Source organism: Azospirillum sp. 11R-A, assembly GCF_049472615.1.
Classification (GTDB): domain Bacteria; phylum Pseudomonadota; class Alphaproteobacteria; order Azospirillales; family Azospirillaceae; genus Azospirillum; species Azospirillum palustre.
In genome coordinates this window covers 345664-362960 of the sequence record NZ_JBCEBL010000003.1, presented here as the reverse complement: position 1 = coordinate 362960, position 17297 = coordinate 345664, and the positions used below count along the sequence as shown (strand labels likewise).

12 protein-coding genes and 1 riboswitch are annotated in these 17297 nt (G+C 68.5%); of the genes, 10 read left to right on the top strand and 2 right to left on the bottom strand.

Annotation, left to right across the window (positions count from 1 at the left end):
* The 8 genes from yidD (at window position 1) to thiC (ending at window position 8605) form a co-directional block, all read left to right on the top strand.
* Window positions 1–330, top strand: a complete 330-nt coding sequence (gene yidD, locus VH569_RS07425) for a membrane protein insertion efficiency factor YidD (RefSeq protein ID WP_174472678.1) — start codon at window positions 1–3, stop codon at window positions 328–330.
* A 55-nt stretch (window positions 331–385) separates the two neighbouring features.
* Window positions 386–2113: a membrane protein insertase YidC gene (gene yidC, locus VH569_RS07420; protein WP_098741149.1), complete on the top strand. Its 1728-nt coding sequence runs from the start codon at window positions 386–388 to the stop codon at window positions 2111–2113.
* Between the two features lie 105 nt (window positions 2114–2218).
* A complete protein-coding gene (gene yihA, locus VH569_RS07415) occupies window positions 2219–2902 on the top strand; it encodes a ribosome biogenesis GTP-binding protein YihA/YsxC (protein ID WP_423314758.1) in 684 nt (227 codons plus the stop codon).
* 12 nt (window positions 2903–2914) lie between these two features.
* Complete coding sequence (locus tag VH569_RS07410) at window positions 2915–4213, top strand: cation:proton antiporter (RefSeq protein ID WP_423314757.1); 1299 nt, start codon at window positions 2915–2917, stop codon at window positions 4211–4213.
* Between the two features lie 82 nt (window positions 4214–4295).
* On the top strand, window positions 4296–5195 hold the full coding sequence (gene argB / locus VH569_RS07405) for an acetylglutamate kinase (RefSeq protein ID WP_098740533.1): 900 nt from the start codon (window positions 4296–4298) through the stop codon (window positions 5193–5195).
* A 32-nt stretch (window positions 5196–5227) separates the two neighbouring features.
* On the top strand, window positions 5228–5512 hold the full coding sequence (locus tag VH569_RS07400; RefSeq protein ID WP_423314756.1) for a hypothetical protein: 285 nt from the start codon (window positions 5228–5230) through the stop codon (window positions 5510–5512).
* Window positions 5513–5551: 39 nt separating this feature from the next.
* Complete coding sequence (locus VH569_RS07395; RefSeq protein WP_423314755.1) at window positions 5552–6535, top strand: magnesium transporter CorA family protein; 984 nt, start codon at window positions 5552–5554, stop codon at window positions 6533–6535.
* Between the two features lie 77 nt (window positions 6536–6612).
* Window positions 6613–6747, top strand: a riboswitch (TPP riboswitch).
* Between the two features lie 130 nt (window positions 6748–6877).
* Entirely contained in the window at window positions 6878–8605 is a 1728-nt protein-coding gene (thiC, locus tag VH569_RS07390) for a phosphomethylpyrimidine synthase ThiC (RefSeq protein WP_423314754.1), read from the top strand.
* A gap of 33 nt (window positions 8606–8638) precedes the next feature.
* Here thiC and greB read toward each other — a convergent pair whose 3' ends face one another.
* Both greB and VH569_RS07380 read right to left on the bottom strand, forming a co-directional pair.
* Window positions 8639–9190: a transcription elongation factor GreB gene (gene greB, locus VH569_RS07385; RefSeq protein ID WP_423314753.1), complete on the bottom strand. Its 552-nt coding sequence runs from the start codon at window positions 9188–9190 to the stop codon at window positions 8639–8641.
* 102 nt (window positions 9191–9292) lie between these two features.
* Window positions 9293–12316: an Rne/Rng family ribonuclease gene (locus VH569_RS07380; RefSeq protein WP_423314752.1), complete on the bottom strand. Its 3024-nt coding sequence runs from the start codon at window positions 12314–12316 to the stop codon at window positions 9293–9295.
* 716 nt (window positions 12317–13032) lie between these two features.
* On the opposite strand from VH569_RS07380, the gene VH569_RS07375 reads away from it, so the two are divergent.
* Together VH569_RS07375 and VH569_RS07370 are read left to right on the top strand one after the other, a co-directional pair.
* Window positions 13033–14532 carry an N-acetylmuramoyl-L-alanine amidase gene (locus VH569_RS07375; protein WP_423314751.1) on the top strand — a complete coding sequence of 500 codons (1500 nt, stop codon included), beginning with the start codon at window positions 13033–13035 and terminating at the stop codon, window positions 14530–14532.
* Between the two features lie 215 nt (window positions 14533–14747).
* The gene (locus VH569_RS07370; protein WP_423314750.1) at window positions 14748–17285 is read left to right on the top strand and encodes a penicillin-binding protein 1A; all 2538 of its coding nucleotides are present in this window, start codon (window positions 14748–14750) and stop codon (window positions 17283–17285) included.
* Window positions 17286–17297: the final 12 nt, after the last annotated feature.

Genomic DNA, 17297 nt, shown 5'->3' with positions numbered 1-17297 from the left:
ATGTTTCGCATCGCCGGCCTCAGCCCGCTCGCGCACCTGCTCCGCGCGCTCGTCTATCTCTATCGCTGGACCTTGTCGCCCTTCGTGGGCTGGCAGTGCCGTTTCCAGCCGACCTGCTCCTGCTACGCCATCGAATCGCTGGAAAAGCATGGGGCCATCCGGGGGGGATGGCTGACTGTGCGCCGGCTCGGGCGTTGCCATCCCTGGGGCGGGTCTGGCTGGGATCCCGTGCCCGATCCCGTGCCGCGGCCGGCGCCGATGGCGCCGCATCGCTGCGGACTGCGGGAAAAGGGGCATGCGGCGGTTGCCCAGCCCGGCGAAAACCCGTAACAAGGCCGCGCACACGCCGCCCTTCTTCCAAAGGCCCCACGGCAACCGGGACGCCATGACCGACCAACGCAACCTCATCATCGCGATTGCCCTGTCGATCGCCATCCTTCTGGGCTTCCAGTTTTTCTACGAGAAGCCGCGGGTGGAGCAGCAGAAGCAACTCGCCGCCCAGCAGGCCGCCCAGACGGAGCAGTCGGTGCCGGTGCCGGCCCCCGGCGTGCCCGCCCAGCAGCCTCCGGCCACGGCTGAGGTCGCGAAGGAGCGCCCCGTCCTGCTCGCCGAGCAGCTGGCGGCCGGCACCCGCGTGAAGATCGACACGCCGGCCCTGCACGGCTCCGTCAACCTCGTCGGCGGCCGCATCGACGACCTGACGCTGGCCCAGTACCACGAGACCCCGGACCCCAAGAGCCCGGAGATCGTGCTGCTGGCCCCGGCCGGCACGCCCGCCGCCTACTATGCCGAGTTCGGCTGGGTCCCGCAGGGCGCCGGCATCGCCGCCCCGACCGCGACCACCCGCTGGACCGCCGACGGCGCCGCGCTGACCCCGGACAAGCCGCTGACCCTGACCTGGGACAACGGCCAGGGGCTGGTGTTCGAGCGCAAGATCGCCGTCGATCCGGACTTCATGTTCACGGTGACGCAGACCGTTCGCAACACCGGCGCCGCCCCGGTCACCCTGCTGCCCTACAGCCTGGTGTCGCGCAGCGGCACGCCGCACACGTCCGGCTACTACATCCTGCATGAGGGCCCGCTCGGCGTCTTCAACGGCTCGCTGACCGAAGAGAAGTACGACGACGTCCGCAAGGCCGGTTCGATCGCCAAGGACACCACCGGCGGCTGGGTCGGCATCACCGACAAGTACTGGCTGGTGTCGCTGGTGCCCGACCCGAACGAGAAGGTCACGGCGCGCTTCCTCTATAACCAGGTCGCCAACACCGACCGCTACCAGACCGACACCATGGGTGCCCCGGTCACGGTGGCGCCGGGCGCCTCTGCCGAGAACACCGGCCGCCTGTTCGCGGGTGCCAAGCAGGTGAAGCTGCTGGACAGCTACTCCGAGAAGCTGAACATCAAGAACTTCGATCTGGCGATCGACTTCGGCTGGTTCTACTTCCTGACCAAGCCGTTCTTCTATGCGCTGGATTTCCTGGGCCGCATCATCGGCAATTTCGGCATCGCCATCCTGGTGCTGACCGTCTGCGTCAAGGCCGTCTTCTTCCCGCTCGCCAACAAGTCTTATCAGGCGATGAGCAAGATGAAGGCCCTGCAACCCAAGATGCAGGAGCTGCGCGAGAAGTTCAGCGACGATCAGGCCCGCATGAACCAGGAGCTGATGGCGCTGTACAAGCGCGAGAAGGTCTCCCCGGTGTCGGGCTGCCTGCCGATCCTGATCCAGATCCCGGTGTTCTTCTCGCTCTACAAGGTGCTGTTCGTGACCATCGAAATGCGGCATGCGCCGTTCTTCGGCTGGATCCACGACCTGTCCTCGCCCGATCCGACGACCATCTTCAACCTGTTCGGCCTGATCCCCTGGGATCCGCCCGCCATGCTGCATCTCGGCCTGTGGCCGCTGATCATGGGCGTGACGATGTGGTTCCAGCAGAAGATGAACCCGGCCCCGCCGGACCCGATCCAGCAGAAGGTGTTCCAGTTCCTGCCCATCGTCTTCACCTTCATGCTCGCCGGCTTCCCGGCGGGTCTGGTGATCTACTGGGCCTGGAACAACACGCTGTCGGTCCTGCAGCAGTGGACCATCATGAAGCGCATGGGCGTGAAGGCCTGATCCCTCAGCCTCTGCCGAATGCCTGAGACCTGCCGCCGGCAAAGACCCTTGACGGGCCTCTGCCGGCGGTATGTTTTTTAGCCGATCCCAACGAGAGCGCCCGTCATGACCAGCCCCGCCACGCCGACCCCCGACACCCCCAGCATCGTTTCCGGCTTCGACGAGGCCGCGCTGGAGGCCGGCCGGCTGCTGTTCGCCAAGGAGTGCGACTTCGTCTGGGGCGCCAATGCGCTGAACCAGCTGCCCGAGGCCGACTTGCCGGAGGTCGCCTTCGCCGGCCGCTCGAATGTCGGCAAGTCGAGCCTTGTCAATGCGCTGACCGGACGCAAGACGCTGGCCCGCACCTCCAACACGCCGGGCCGCACGCAGCAGCTCAATTTCTTCAACCTCGGCAACCGTCTGAAGCTGGTGGACATGCCCGGCTATGGCTATGCCAAGGAGTCGAAGGAGAAGGTGGAGGCGTGGAACGACATGGTCCGCCGCTTCCTGCGCGGCCGCGTCACCCTGCGCCGGGCGCTGGTGCTGATCGACTCGCGCCATGGGATGAAACCCCACGACCATGAGATCATGGAGATGCTCGACCGCACGGCGGTGCCCTACGTCGTCGTGCTGACCAAGGCGGACAAGGTCAAGGCTGCGGATCTCGACAGGGTCCGGCGTGAAACCCAGGCGGGGCTGAAGAAGCATCCGGCAGCCTTCCCCGATATCCACGTCACCAGCTCCGAGAAGGGCACCGGCATCGCGGAGCTGCGCGCCAGTCTGGCGGCGCTCGCCCTCGGCGCCGAGTAAGGGGCGGCAGCGATGGGTGGTCTGTCTCCCGCGCTGCTGTTCCTGATGCAGGCCCTGCTGCTGATCGCCGGGCCGTTTCTGCTGTGGCGGCTCGGCGGCGGCCGTCACATCGCCCCGATGGTGGTGGTCCAGATTCTGTTCGGGGTGGCGCTGGGTCCGTCGCTGCTCGGCCGGCTGGTTCCCGATCTGTGGGGCGTGCTGTTCGCGCCGGCGGCGCTTGCGCCCTTGTCCGGGCTGGCCTTGATGGCCGTGGTGTTCTTCGCCTTCCTGACCGGCCTGCATCTCGATCCCGCCGAGTTCCGCGGGCGGGGCGGGGCCTTCGCCACCGTGGCGCTGTCCAGCATGCTGGTGCCGACCCTGCTGGGCGGAGCCCTGGGCTGGTGGCTGGCCGGCGCCTTTCCCGCCATGACCGGCAAGCACGCCACCCCCGGCCTGTTCGCCGCCGGCTTCGGCATCTGCGTCGGCGTCACCGCCCTGCCGGTGCTGGGCGCCATCCTGCGCGAGATGGATTTGCTGGGCGACCGGGTGGGGCGGCTGGCGCTGGGCTATGCCGCGGTGAACGACGCGCTGCTCTGGCTGCTGATCACCGCGGTGCTGGCCTGGTCGACTGCCGACGGGGAGAACGGCGGCGGCGATGCCTGGGCGGTGGCGAAGGTCGGCCTCTTGGGCTTCGCCTATGTCGGGGCGACGGTCCTGCTCGTGCGCCCGCTGCTCGACCGCCTGCTGGAGCGGGTGGCCCCGGACGGGCGGATGGGCGACACCGCGGTGGTGGTGACCTGCGCGGCGCTGCTGGCGTCGGCCGCGGTGACCGAACTGATCGGGTTGCATTACATCCTGGGCGCCTTCATTGCCGGCAGTGCGATGCCGCGCCGCTATGCGGCGGCGATCCTCGACCGGCTGGAGCATTTCGCCACGCTGATCCTGCTGCCCTTCTTCTTCACCCTGACCGGGCTGAAGGTGAACCTGACGCTGGACGATCCGGCGCAATGGACCGTCTTCGCCCTCGCCAGCCTCGCCACCATCTCCGGCAAGATGGCCGGCACCACGCTCCCCGCCCGCTGGACCGGCGAAAGCTGGCCCGATGCGCTCCGGCTCGGCACGCTGATGCCGTGCAAGGGGTTGATGGAGGTCATCGTCCTGACCCTCCTGCTGGAGGCCGGCGTGCTGTCCGGCCCCTGTTTCTCGGCGATGGTGCTGATGGCGGTGGCGGTGACCGCGCTGACGCAGCCGATGACGCGGCTGGCCGGATTGTGGCGTCCAGCCGGCGGCACGGCCACCGCAGCCGCGGGAGGCCGTCACGGGGGTGTGTGACCGTTAAATTGCCCCCTAGGCAACCGGCCGGCCTTTCCGTTAAAGAAGCCCGACACTCCACCCCGACAAAGGGCATCCTCCCGTGCAGACTCCCACCCGTGACGAGTGGCTCGCCAAGGCCCGTACCCTGTCCGAAGCGCTGCCCTACATGCGCCGTTATGCCGGGAGCACCTTCGTCATCAAGTACGGCGGCCACGCCATGGGCGACGCCAGCCTGGCGGAGCTGTTCGCGCGCGACATCGTCCTGCTGAAGCAGGTCGGCATCAACCCGGTGGTCGTCCATGGCGGCGGCCCGCAGATCGGCCAGATGCTGGAGCGGCTGAAGATCAAGTCCAGCTTCATCGACGGCCTGCGCGTCACCGACAAGGAGACGGTCGAGGTGGTCGAGATGGTGCTGGCCGGCTCCATCAACAAGCAGATCGTCGCCGCCATCAACAGCGCCGGCGGCCGTGCCGTCGGCCTGTCGGGCAAGGACAGCAACCTGATCACCGCCCGCCGTCTGGAGCGCGTTCAGCGCGATCCCGACAGCAACATCGAGCGGGTGCTGGACCTGGGATTCGTCGGCGAGCCCTACAAGGTGAACCCGCAGATCCTGCATGCGCTCGCCCAGTCGGACATCATCCCGGTGATCGCGCCGGTCGGCTTCGACGTGAACGGCGACACCTACAACATCAATGCCGACACGGCGGCCGGCGCGGTCGCGGCGGCGGTGAAGGCGGCGCGCTTCTTCCTGCTGACCGACGTCGCCGGTGTGCTCGACAAGGAAAAGAAGCTGATCGAGAAGATGTCACTGGAGGATGCCCACAAGGCCATCGCCGACGGCACCGCTTCGGGCGGCATGATCCCGAAAATCGAGACCTGCATCGGCGCGGTGGAGCAGGGCGTCGATGCCGCTGTTATCCTGGATGGCCGCGTGCCGCATGCGCTGCTGCTGGAGATCTTCACCGAGGGCGGCGCCGGCACCCTGATCGGCAAGGCCTGACGCTGTCCGAAGGGGACTGTCATGGGGGACCGATGAGCGATCTGCGCAAGGAGTTGCTCCGCCAGATGAAGGCCATCCGGGAGAGGATGGACCCGAAGCTGGTGGAGCGTGCCAGGCTGGCCGCTTTGGGCAAGGTCCCCTATGACAGCGATGCGGCGAAGGAGGCGGTCGGCCATTTCCTCGACGCCAAGCGGGACGGCGGCGCCTTCCGCCGCAAGCTGGAGCAGGCGCTGAAGGACGAGGGCGCGTCGCTCGACCTCGATGGGGAGAAGGCGCCGCCCCCGGCGAAGCCGCGGCGCGGTGGCCGCGTCACCTAGGTCGGGCGCCCGAACCGCGCCAATGCAAGGAGCACAGCCTTGCTGCATGTTTTCGTCAATGACGGCGGTCTGCTGCGCTGGGACAGGGAGGCCGCGGACGAGTCGGTCCCGTTCCCCGAGTCCGCCGTGTGGCTGGACCTGATCAACCCGACGCCCGACGAGCTGACGCGGGCGGAGGCGCTGATCGGCACCGGCCTGCCCACCCGCGAGCAGATGGCGGAGATCGAGGAGTCGAGCCGCCTGCGCGTGGCCGGCGGTGCCTTGACCATGACCGTCACCGCACTGGTCTGGGCCGACACCGACGAGCCGCGCATCGCCACCGTCAGCTTCGTGCTGGCCGGCCGGCGGCTGGTGACCATCCACGACATCGATCCGCAGGCCCTGCTGGCCTTCCGCCGCCGCGCCACCCATGGGCAGGTGTCCGCATCCCGCGGCGAACTGGTGCTGGCCGCACTGGTGGACGGGATGATCGACCGCACGTCGGTCGTGCTGCGGCGGACCGGAGTGGAGATGGATGCGCTGAACCGCCGCTATTTCCGCGGGCGCAAGCTGCGCTCCCGCGGCGAGACGCTGGACGACGCGCAGACGCTGAAGCGCATCGGCCATGCCGGCCATCTGATCGGCAAGGCGCGGATCAGTCTGGCCAGCCTCACCCGGATGACCGACTTCCTGGCGCGCGGCGATGGCTGGAACGCCGGCAAGGCGACTCGGCGCTGGGCCAAGACCACGCTGCAGGATCTGCGCGGGCTGGACCAATATGCCCGCTTCCTCTCCGGCAAGGTTGCCCTGGCGCTCGACACCGCTCTGGGCCAGATCAATGTCGAGCAGAACGAGATCGTCAAGATCGTGTCGGTCCTGACCGTCCTGCTCTATCCGCCGACCCTGGTCGCCAGCATCGGCGGCATGAACTTCACCGAAATGCCGGGCAGCCAGTCGCCCTTCGGCTATGCCAGCGCCTTGGGGCTGATGCTGTTGTCGGCCTTGCTGCCGATGGTCTATGTGCGGTCGAAGCGCTGGATGTAACGCATTTCCACAATATGGCAGGCGGATCGTCCGCAGCGCTTTCCTTTTGACACGACCGTCCGTCGGCGGCAGGATGGGCCGCATTCCAGGGGGGTCCCGACAGGGGGCTGAGATACCAACGGCCGGACGGCGCACTGCGCAAGCCGGCAGCGTGGTGACCCTTCGAACCTGATCCGGGTCATACCGGCGAAGGGAGGGACCTCGTGACGGGCCGAATCTCGCCCCGTCCGGCCGTATCGGCCCCGCCATGTCGGGGAACCATTCCGAAACGGCCCGCACGAAGATACCGCACCTCCGTCCGCAGTCCCGGGTTTGTCCGCCCAACTCCGACGGAGAAACCCAATGCCTAAGGACTTCAACGAGAACGCCATCCGCATTTCGACCGGCCCGCTGCCGTCGTCGCGGAAAATCCATGTGCCCGGCACGCGCTTTCCCGACCTGCGCGTCGCCCTGCGCGAGATCGCGCTGTCGGGCGGCGAGCCGCCGCTGACCGTCTATGACGCCTCAGGCCCCTACACCGACGAGTCGGTCGCCATCGACGTGCGGGCCGGCCTGTCCAAGCACCGCCGCGACTGGATCCTGGCGCGCGGCGATGTCGAGCCCGCCGACAACGGCGTGCTGCGCGCCAAGGACGGCGTGGCGGTGACCCAGATGGCCTACGCCCGCGCCGGCATCGTCACCGCGGAGATGGAGTACATCGCCGTGCGCGAGAATCTCGGCCGCGCCGCAGCACTTGAGGCTACCCGCGACGGCGAGGATTTCGGTGCCGAGATCCCCGACTTCATCACCCCGGAGTTCGTCCGTGACGAGGTGGCGCGCGGGCGGGCGATCATCCCGTCCAACGTCAACCACCCCGAGTCGGAGCCGATGATCATCGGCCGCAACTTCCTGACCAAGATCAACGCCAACATCGGCAACTCCGCCGTGACCTCCTCCATCGAGGAGGAGGTGGAGAAGATGGTCTGGTCGATCCGCTGGGGCGCCGACACCGTGATGGATTTGTCCACCGGCGCCGACATCCACCAGACCCGTGAATGGATCCTGCGCAACTCCCCGGTTCCGATCGGCACCGTGCCGATCTATCAGGCGCTGGAGAAGGTCAAGGGCAAGGCCGAGGACCTAACCTGGGAGCTGTTCCGCGACACGCTGATCGAGCAGGCGGAGCAGGGCGTCGATTACTTCACCATCCATGCCGGCCTGCGGCTGGCCCACATCCCGCTGACGGCCAAGCGGGTGACCGGCATCGTCTCGCGCGGCGGCTCGATCATCGCCAAATGGTGCCTGGCGCATCACCGCGAGAATTTCCTCTACGACCATTTCGCCGACATCGTCGAGATCTGCCGGACCTATGACGTGGCGCTCTCGATGGGCGACGGGCTGCGGCCGGGCAGCCAGGCCGATGCCAACGATGCCGCCCAGTTCGCCGAGCTGGAGACCCTGGGCGAACTGACGAAGATCGCCTGGGCGCGCGACGTGCAGGTGATGATCGAAGGGCCGGGCCATGTGCCGATGCACAAGATCAAGCACAATGTCGAGAAGCAGCTGGCGCTGTGCGGCGAGGCGCCCTTCTACACGCTGGGGCCGTTGGTGACCGACATCGCGCCGGGTTACGACCACATCACCAGCGCCATCGGTGCGGCGATGATCGGCTGGTTCGGCACGGCGATGCTCTGCTACGTCACGCCGAAGGAGCATCTCGGTTTGCCCGACCGCGACGACGTGAAGGCCGGCGTCATCGCCTACAAGATCGCCGCCCATGCCGCCGACCTTGCCAAGGGTCACCCGGCGGCGCGGTTGCGCGACGATGCCATGTCGCGCGCCCGCTTCTCCTTCCGCTGGCTCGACCAGTTCGCCCTGTCGCTCGATCCCGACACGGCGATGGCCTATCACGACGAGACCCTGCCGGCGGAAGGCGCCAAGACCGCGCATTTCTGTTCGATGTGCGGGCCGAAATTCTGCTCGATGAAGATCACGCAGGAAATCCGCGACGCCGCGGAATCCGGCATGGCCGAGATGTCGGAGAAGTTCCGCCAGTCGGGCGGGGAAATCTACCAGCCGGCAGCAGAATAAAGTCTGGCGGGGGGCGGGTTGCCGCCCCTTCCGTCAGTCCGCGTACCGGATCTCCAGCACTTCGACTTGCTCCATCCCGGCCGGGGTGCGGACATCCACCAGATCGCCCTTCCGCGCCTTCAGCAGGGCGCGGGCCATGGGGGAAATCCAGCTGACATGGCCGCGGTCGGGGTCGACCTCGTCGGCGCCGACGATGGTGATGGTGTTCTCCGCCCCATCCTCGCGGGCATAGGTGACGGTGGCGCCGAAGAAGACCTGTTCGCGGTTCTTCTGGTCCTGCGGATTGACCACCACCGCCGATTCCAGCCGCTTGTTCAGGAAACGGATGCGGCGGTCGATCTCGCGCAGGCGCTTCTTGCCGTAGAGATAATCGCCATTCTCCGAGCGGTCGCCATTGCCGGCGGCCCAGGACACCACCTCCACCACCTTCGGCCGCTCCACCCGCAGCAGGTGGCGCAGTTCCTCCTGCATGCGCTGGAAGCCGGGCGGGGTCATGTAGTTCTTGAAGCCCTGCGGCAACGGTGCCGGATCGTCGAGGTCGTCGTCGTCCTGCGTGTCGTTCTCGCGGGTGAAGGCCTTGCTCATGGTCCGACCTGTCCTGTGGCAGGGGTGATAACGTCCGGGAAAAGGAAAAGGCGCCTTGCGGCGCCTTTTCCCGTTCCAGAGGTCCCGGTTGGGCCGTTGGGCTTACCGCTTCCACCAGCCGCGGCGCGGCTTGGCATCGGCGTCGGCATCGGCGTCGTTGTCAGCCGCAGCCGGCTCGGGAGCCGGGGCCGGCGTGGCGGCCGGGGTGGGCTTGGCGGCGGCTTCGGCCGGGGCCTCGGCAGCAGCCTTGCGCTTGCGCGGCGACGCCTTCTTCGGCGCGGCTTCGGCAACGGTCTCCGCCGGCGCTTCGACCGCAGCGGCGGCCTTGCGCTTGCGGCCCTTGGCCGGCGCTTCGGCGACGACCGCCGGGGTGGGCTCGGGCGCGGCTTCGACCGGAGCCTCGGCGGCGGCCTTGCGCTTGCGCGCCGCCTTCTTCGGCGTGGCTTCGGCAACGGCTTCCACCGGCGCTTCGACCGGGGCAGCGGCCTTGCGCTTGCGGCCCTTGGCCGGCGCTTCGGCGACGACCGCCGGGGTGGGCTCGGGCGCGGCTTCGACCGGAGCCTCGGCGGCGGCCTTGCGCTTGCGCGACGCCTTCCTGGCGGGCGCCTTGGCGGCGGTCTCGGCCTGAGCCGGGGCCGGCGCGGTCACCGGAACCGGAGCTTCCTCGACCGCCGGAGCGGCTTCGCCGGCCAGGATCCAGTCGAGATCGCTCGCCTCGGCCGAAGCCTGCGCCGTCTGGACCGGAGCGCCCTGGACCGGAGCGGCGGCGGGCTGCTGGTCGCCGGCGTCCTCGCCGCCCTCCAGGCCTTCCGCACCCTCGCGGCGCGACCGGCGACGGCCACCGCGCTTGCCGCGGCGGCGCTTCTTGCGGCCATCGCCGTTGCGCTCGCCGGCATCGGCACCGGTCTCGTCCTCGCCGTCATCCTCATCCTCGTCGTCGCCTTCAGCGTCGGCGTCGGCGGAGTCGGCCGCAGGTTCGGAGATGGCGGCACCGGGGATGGCTTCGGCGGCAACCGGCAGAACGCTCTCATCGGCGTCCTGGCCAGCGTCCTGGCCGGCATCCTGATCGCCCTCGTCCGTCTCGGCATCGCCCTCGGCGTTGTCGCCGTCGGTCCGGCCGTCCTCGCGGTCACGGCCACGGCCGCGGCGGCGGCGGCGGCGGCGGCGGCGATCTTCGCCATTGCCCTCGCCGTTGGTTTCGGCACGCTCGCCGGTCTCCTCGACCTGGACGGCCTCGGTCTCGACTTCCGGCTCTTCCACCATGTCGACCGGCTCGGCGGCCAGCGCGCGGTCGGTCTCGGCCATCACGCGGTCGGCGCTGACCAGCGGGGCGTCCTCGTCGGCCAGGCGGGCCTTGTTGCGCTCCAGACGGTGATCCGGGGCGATCAGCGTGTCGTCGGCCTGGACCATCACGCTGAAGGCGTGACGCTCTTCGATCTTGGCCAGTTCACCGCGCTTCTGGTTGAGGATGTAGAGCGCGATGGAGGTCGGGACGAAGATGGTGATCTCGGCCGAGCGCTTGCGGATGCCCTCTTCCTCGATGGCGCGCAGGACGTGCAGCGAAGCGGATTCGACCGACCGGACGACGCCGGTGCCCGAGCAGTGCGGGCAGCGCTCGAAGTTGGTCTCCAGCAGAGACGGACGCAGACGCTGGCGCGACAGCTCCAGCAGGCCGAAGGCGGAGATGCGGCCGAGCTGGATGCGCGCCCGGTCGTTCTTCATCGCCTCCTTCATGCGGCGCTCGACGGCGGCGTTGTTCCGCGGCTCCTCCATGTCGATGAAGTCGATGACGATCAGGCCGGCCAGATCGCGCAGACGCAGCTGGCGCGCCACCTCGTCGGCGGCCTCCAGGTTGGTCTTGTAGGCGGTTTCCTCGATGTTGCGCTCGCGGGTCGACTTGCCGGAGTTGACGTCGATGGAGACCAGCGCCTCGGTCGGGTTGATGACGATGTAGCCGCCGGAGCGCAGCTGCACCACCGGGCTGTGGATGGCGTCGATCTGCGTTTCCACCTGATAGCGGTGGAACAGCGGGATCTGGCTGTCGCGGTACAGCTGGACGCGCTGGGAATGGCCCGGCATCAGCATGTCCATGAACTCGCGCGCCGTGCGGAAGCCGGCCTCGCCCTCGACCCAGATCTCGTCGATGTCGTTGGCGTAGAGATCGCGGATCGACCGCTTGATCAGGTTCGCCTCTTCATAGATGAGGCAGGGCGCCGACGACTTCAGCGTCTGTTCGCGGATGTCGTCCCACAGGCGCAGGAGATATTCCAGGTCGCGCTTGATCTCGGGCTTGGAGCGCTCCAGCCCGGCGGTGCGCAGGATCACCGCCATGCCGTCGGGAATGTCGAGATCCGACAGGATTTCCTTCAGGCGCTTGCGGTCGGCCGGGTTGGTGATCTTGCGGGAAATCCCGCCGCCACGGCCGGTGTTGGGCATCAGGACGCAGTAGCGGCCGGGCAGCGACAGGTAGGTGGTCAGCGCCGCACCCTTGTTGCCGCGCTCCTCCTTCGTCACCTGCACCAGCATGACCTGCCGGCGCTTCACCACTTCCTGGATCTTGTAGGAGCGCAGCGGGCGCGAGCGGCGGCGCTGGGTCTCCGCCTCCTCGTCCTCGTCGCCGCCGAGCGTGTCGGGAGCGGCGCCCTCGGACGGGACGGCCTGCTCGTCGCCGGCCTCGGCGTCTTCGCCGCTGTCGTCGCCGTCTTCCTCATCGGACGCCTCGGGCGCGATGGGGGAGGGCATCGGCGACCATTCCTCGACCACCTGCTCGGGGCGGATCGGCTCGGCCATCACGGCGCCGTCGGCGGCGGCCTCGGCCCGGGCTTCCGCCTGCTCCTCCAGCCGGCGTTCCTCGGCCAGCAGGGCCTCGCGGTCGGCCATCGGAATGCGGTAATAGTCGGGATGGATTTCGGAGAAGGCGAGGAAGCCGTGGCGGTTCCCGCCATACTCCACGAAGGCCGCCTGGAGCGAAGGCTCGACCCGCGTCACCTTCGCCAGGTAGATGTTGCCCTTCAGCTGCTTGCGGCTGGCGATCTCGAAATCGAGTTCTTCCAGCCGGTTGCCATTGACCACTGCGACCCGGGTTTCTTCCGGGTGCGTGGCGTCCACCAGCATGCGCTTGGCCATATACGATCCTCAACGGCGCGACCCAGGGAACCCGCGCGACCGGTCGGGCCGCCTGGACGCAGCGTCTGTTGTGGGCGAAGCATACGGCACGACGGACCGGAACCGCCGAACGGCGCTGACGAGAGCAGCCAGGACGGCCCGGTCGACACGCGCCGGGCTGCCGCCTTGCGGCCACAGCCAGCTTCGAGGTTTCGTCCTCTCACCGCCAACCCGAACGCGCCACCCCGCGACGTCCCTCCGGCGCGGATGGCCGGACAGGCGGTGTCGAGGGCGACGCCGCAGCCCCTTGGGTAAGCCCCGTGACCGGCGATCGGCTGACCTTCGGCTCGATGGGATCGATGTCCGGGGATCAGCGAATCGGCGCTCACCTTGGGAGTCCGACCCTGGTCTGGCGAATTGCGGTCTGTCGCAAAGATACCATAGACAAGCGATCCCTCTTGCACAACGCGGAAATGCGCCGATTCGGCGAACAAGTTCGTCGCGGGGAAGCCGGGCTGCCACCTTCCACCGGGGCAACCCGTCCGGGGTATGATCCGGCCACGCCGAGGCTTGCCGTCCTGTTCACTGTTGCAGGAACGGCACCCCCGGCCGGAATTGACTAAGGGCATGACGATCCGCGTTGAGAGCGTTGAATTGGCTGGGCTATAGCTGGTCGTCCAGCGCGTGTTTCCGTCGCTTGCCCATTGCCGCACACCCTCTGCCGCCGAGGAGATTTGATGCCACGGCCGCCCAGCCTGCCCGCCGCCGCCGCACCCGACCGCCAGCCGCATTCCGCCCGTTCGCCGCGGAGATCGGTTGGCCGTGTCCTCGGGGTGCTTCTGCTGGCGCTTGTGCTGCTGGGCTTCGGATCGGCCGGGATGACGGCCGGGCCGGTGACGGCGCAGACCACGGCGGCGCTGCCGTCGGCGCCGCCGCGCACGGCGGTGGTCGATGCCCGGCTGGGCATCCATCCGGACAAGACCCGCTTCGTGCTGGAGCTGAGCGACCCGGTGTCCTTCACCGTGTCGGTCGCCGCCGATCCCTACCGCATCGTCGTCGATCTGCCCGACCTGATCTGGCCCGGCGGGTCGCTGCCGGTGGAGGGCAAGGGGGTGGTCGCGCGCTACCACCATGCCGGAGGCCCGCGCGGCACGCGGCTGACCTTCGAGACGGTCGGTCCCGCCCGGCTGCGCGAGGGCTACATGATCCCGGCGCGCGACGGCCATCAGCCGCGTCTCGTCCTCGACCTGGAAAAGACGACGCCGGCCGAGTTCCGGCAGCTGGCCGCGGCCGGCAGGGATGCGAAGGAGGTCGGCGGCAAGGGGCAGCTGACGATGTCGTCCATCGTGTCGTCGGCGATGGCGGTTCCGGCCCCGGTTCCGGCCCCGCAGCCTTCGCCGCCCGCCGCCGATCCCGCCAGCACGGTTTCGGCTCCGCCGCCCTTCGCCCCGCTGCCGCCGATCCCGCCGGCCCAGCTGATCCCGGCCGCTCTGCCCGTCGCTCCGCCGCTGCCGGACAACAAGCCGCCGACGGTGGCGGAAAAGCCGCTGATCGTGCTCGACCCCGGCCATGGCGGCCAGGACCCCGGCGCCATCGGCGTCGGCGGCATCTATGAGAAGGACATCACGCTCGCCACCGCCAGGGAGGTGAAGCGCCAGTTGGAGGCGACCGGCCGCTACCGGGTGAAGCTGACCCGCGACAGCGACGTGTTCATCCGCCTGCGCGACCGCGTCGCCATCGGGCGCGAGGCTGGGGCCGACCTGTTCATCTCGCTGCATGCCGACAGCATCAGCAGCGGCGACATGCGCGGCCTGTCGATCTACACCCTGTCCGACAAGGCGTCCGACCGCGAGGCGGAGATGCTGGCAGCCAAGGAGAACAAGGCCGACGCCCTGGTCGGTCTCGACCTGTCGGGCGAGAACCAGCTGGTCGCCAACATCCTGATCGATCTGGCCCAGCGTGACACGATGAACCATTCCAAGCGTTTCGCGACGCTGGCGTTGCAGACTCTGGGGCGCGACGTGCCGCTGATCTCCAGCCGGCCGCACCGGCAGGCCGGCTTCGCCGTGCTGACGGCGCCCGACGTGCCGTCGGCGCTGATCGAGATGGGGTATCTGTCGAACCGGCAGGACGTCGGTCTGCTGACCTCCGGCACGCACCGCGAGCGGCTGGGCAAGTCGCTGGCCCGGACCATCGACAGCTATTTCCGCTGGCTGCACGGCTCGCAGCGCAGCTGAGACGTGCCGGCGAGGGGCGGCTTACCCCTTCTGCGCCGGCGAATTCTTGTTCGCGCCCTCTGCGCGTCACATTTTCCTGACATGACGGGAACGGGGGCGGCACTTCCCCGCGCAGCGGTGTAGGATGCGCCGCCCTGTCAGGCATGGCTCGCGGCCCCAACCCGGAAAGGGGCGGGCTTCAGCCACGCCCTTCGTCGTTTCTTGCGGGATCGGTCATGCGTCTCCTTCTGTCCTTGCTGATGGCTTTCGTGATGCTGGCTCTTGCCGGCGCCGGGGGGCTGGTCTTCCTGTTCGAGCATTACGACCACGACCTGCCCGACTACACCAAGCTGGCCAATTACGAGCCGCCGGTAACCACGCGCATCTATGCCGGCGACGGGCGCCTGATGGCCGAATTCGCGTCGGAACGGCGCATCTTCGTACCCATCGACGCCATGCCGCGTCAGGTGATGAACGCCTTCATGGCGGCCGAGGACAAGAATTTCTATGGCCATCAGGGCGTCGACCCCATCGGCATCCTGCGCGCGATCCTGACCAACATCGAGAATTTCGGCCGTGAGCGCCGGCCGGTGGGCGCCAGCACGATCACGCAGCAGGTCGCCAAGAACATGCTGCTGACCAACGAGGTGTCGTTCGCCCGCAAGATCAAGGAAGCGATCCTGGCGGTCCGCATCGAGCGGGCCTTCACCAAGGACCGCATCATCGAGCTGTACCTGAACGAGATCTTCCTGGGCAACCGGTCCTACGGCGTGGCGGCGGCGGCGCTGAACTATTTCAACAAGGCGCTGGACGAGCTGAGCATCGAGGAGGTCGCCTTCCTGGCGGCCCTGCCCAAGGCACCGTCCAACTACAACCCCGACCGCCAGCATGACGCGGCCATCGCCCGCCGCAACTGGGTGATCGGCCGCATGGCGGAAGACGGCTACATCACGCCGGAGGAGGCGAAGGCCGCCCAGGGGCGCCCGCTGGTCACCCGCAAGCGCGACGAGCAGGAGGTGGTGACCTCCGAATATTTCGCCGAGGAGATCCGGCGCGAGCTGGTGAAGCTCTATGGCGATCAGGCGCTGTACGAGGGCGGGCTGTCGGTCCGTGCCTCGATGGACCCGGTGCTGCAGGCCACCGCCACCAAGTCGCTGCGCGACGGGCTGATCGCCTACGACCGCCGCCATGGCTGGCGCGGCCCGGTCGCCAAGATGGAGAATTTCGACAACTGGCCGAAGAAGCTGGCCGCCATGCCGCCGCCAGCGGGCTCCGAGGGCTGGAAGCTGGCGGTCGTGCTGAAGGACGACCAGTCGGACGGGCTGGACATCGGGGTGGCCGACGGCACCCGCGGCCGCATCCCGCTGTCCGAGCTGCGCTGGGCCCGTGCCTCCAAGGACGGCGACGTCGCCGGTCCGGCGATCCGCAAGCCGTCCGACGTGGCCAAGCTGGGCGACATCCTGCTGGTCGAGGCGGTGAGCGGCCCGCCGGCCAAGGACGAGGACGAGAAGCCGGCCAAGAAGAATGACAAGTCCGCCGCCAAGGAACTGCCGCCGGGCAGCTACGGCCTGCGCCAGATCCCGCAGGTTCAGGGCGGTCTGGTGGCGCTCGACCCGCACACCGGCCGCGTGCTGGCGATGGTCGGCGGCTTCTCTCCGGCGATGAGCGTGTTCAACCGCGCCACCCAGGCGCTGCGCCAGCCCGGTTCGTCCTTCAAGCCCTTCGTCTATCTGACGGCGCTGAACCAGGGCTTCACCCCGTCGTCGCTGGTGATGGACGCGCCCTTCTCCTTCGATCCGGGCGGCGGGCAGCCGGTCTGGCGGCCCGAGAACTACAGCCATGAATTCTACGGCCCGACCCCGCTGCGCGTCGGCATCGAGAAGTCGCGCAACGTCATGACCGTCCGCCTCGCCCAGCAGATCGGAATGGACAAGGTCAAGGCGCTGGTCGAGAAGTTCGGCATCGTCGACAATCTCCAGCCCTATCTGCCGATGTCGCTGGGTGCCGGCGAGACGACGGTGCTGCGGCTCGCCACCGCCTACGCCATGCTGGACAATGGCGGCAAGCGGGTGGTGCCGACCTTCATCGACCGTGTGCAGGACCGCAACGGCAAGACCGTCTTCCGCCACGACAACCGCGCGTGCGAGGGCTGCACCAACGTCAGCTGGAAGGACGGCATGACGGTCCCCGCCGTGCCCGACACCCGCGAGCAGGTGAACGACCCGCGCACCACCTACCAGATCGTCTCGATCCTGGAAGGCGTGGTCCAGCGCGGCACCGCGGCGGCGCTGAAGTCGCTGGGCAAGCCGCTGGCCGGCAAGACCGGCACCACCAACGACAGCCACGACGCGTGGTTCATGGGCTTCTCGCCCGATCTCGTGGTCGGCACCTACATCGGCTTCGACCAGCCGCGCTCGCTGGGCAGCCACGAGACCGGCGGGTCCGCCGCCGTGCCGGTGTTCAAGGAGGTCATGCAGGTGGCGCTGAAGGACAAGCCGGCGACGCCGTTCCGCGTGCCGCCCGGCCTGCGCCTCGTCCGCGTCAACCCGGCCAACGGCCAGTTGGCCCAGTTCGGCGACAGCCGGGCCATCTGGGAAGCCTTCCTGCCGGGAACCGAGCCCAACCCCGACCAGCCGCAGATGGTGCTGGACGGGTCCTCGCAGGGGGCCGGCGCCATGATGGGCGGCGATCCGAACGCCGGTTTCGGGGCCCAGCAGCCGGGGATACCGGCCCCGCCCGCCGCGGCGACGCTGGGAACCGGCGGGCTGTACTGAGGCGAAAAGAGA

Excerpts from the sequence above, each read along its gene's own strand:
- yidD (WP_174472678.1), top strand. The coding sequence starts at position 1 with ATGTTTCGCATCGCCGGCCTCAGCCCGCTCGCGCACCTGCTCCGCGCG.
- yidC (WP_098741149.1), top strand. The coding sequence starts at position 386 with ATGACCGACCAACGCAACCTCATCATCGCGATTGCCCTGTCGATCGCC.
- yihA (WP_423314758.1), top strand. The coding sequence starts at position 2,219 with ATGACCAGCCCCGCCACGCCGACCCCCGACACCCCCAGCATCGTTTCC.
- VH569_RS07410 (WP_423314757.1), top strand. The coding sequence starts at position 2,915 with ATGGGTGGTCTGTCTCCCGCGCTGCTGTTCCTGATGCAGGCCCTGCTG.
- VH569_RS07400 (WP_423314756.1), top strand. The coding sequence starts at position 5,228 with ATGAGCGATCTGCGCAAGGAGTTGCTCCGCCAGATGAAGGCCATCCGG.
- thiC (WP_423314754.1), top strand. The coding sequence starts at position 6,878 with ATGCCTAAGGACTTCAACGAGAACGCCATCCGCATTTCGACCGGCCCG.
- greB (WP_423314753.1), bottom strand. The coding sequence starts at position 9,190 with ATGAGCAAGGCCTTCACCCGCGAGAACGACACGCAGGACGACGACGAC.
- VH569_RS07380 (WP_423314752.1), bottom strand. The coding sequence starts at position 12,316 with ATGGCCAAGCGCATGCTGGTGGACGCCACGCACCCGGAAGAAACCCGG.
- VH569_RS07375 (WP_423314751.1), top strand. The coding sequence starts at position 13,033 with ATGCCACGGCCGCCCAGCCTGCCCGCCGCCGCCGCACCCGACCGCCAG.
- VH569_RS07370 (WP_423314750.1), top strand. The coding sequence starts at position 14,748 with ATGCGTCTCCTTCTGTCCTTGCTGATGGCTTTCGTGATGCTGGCTCTT.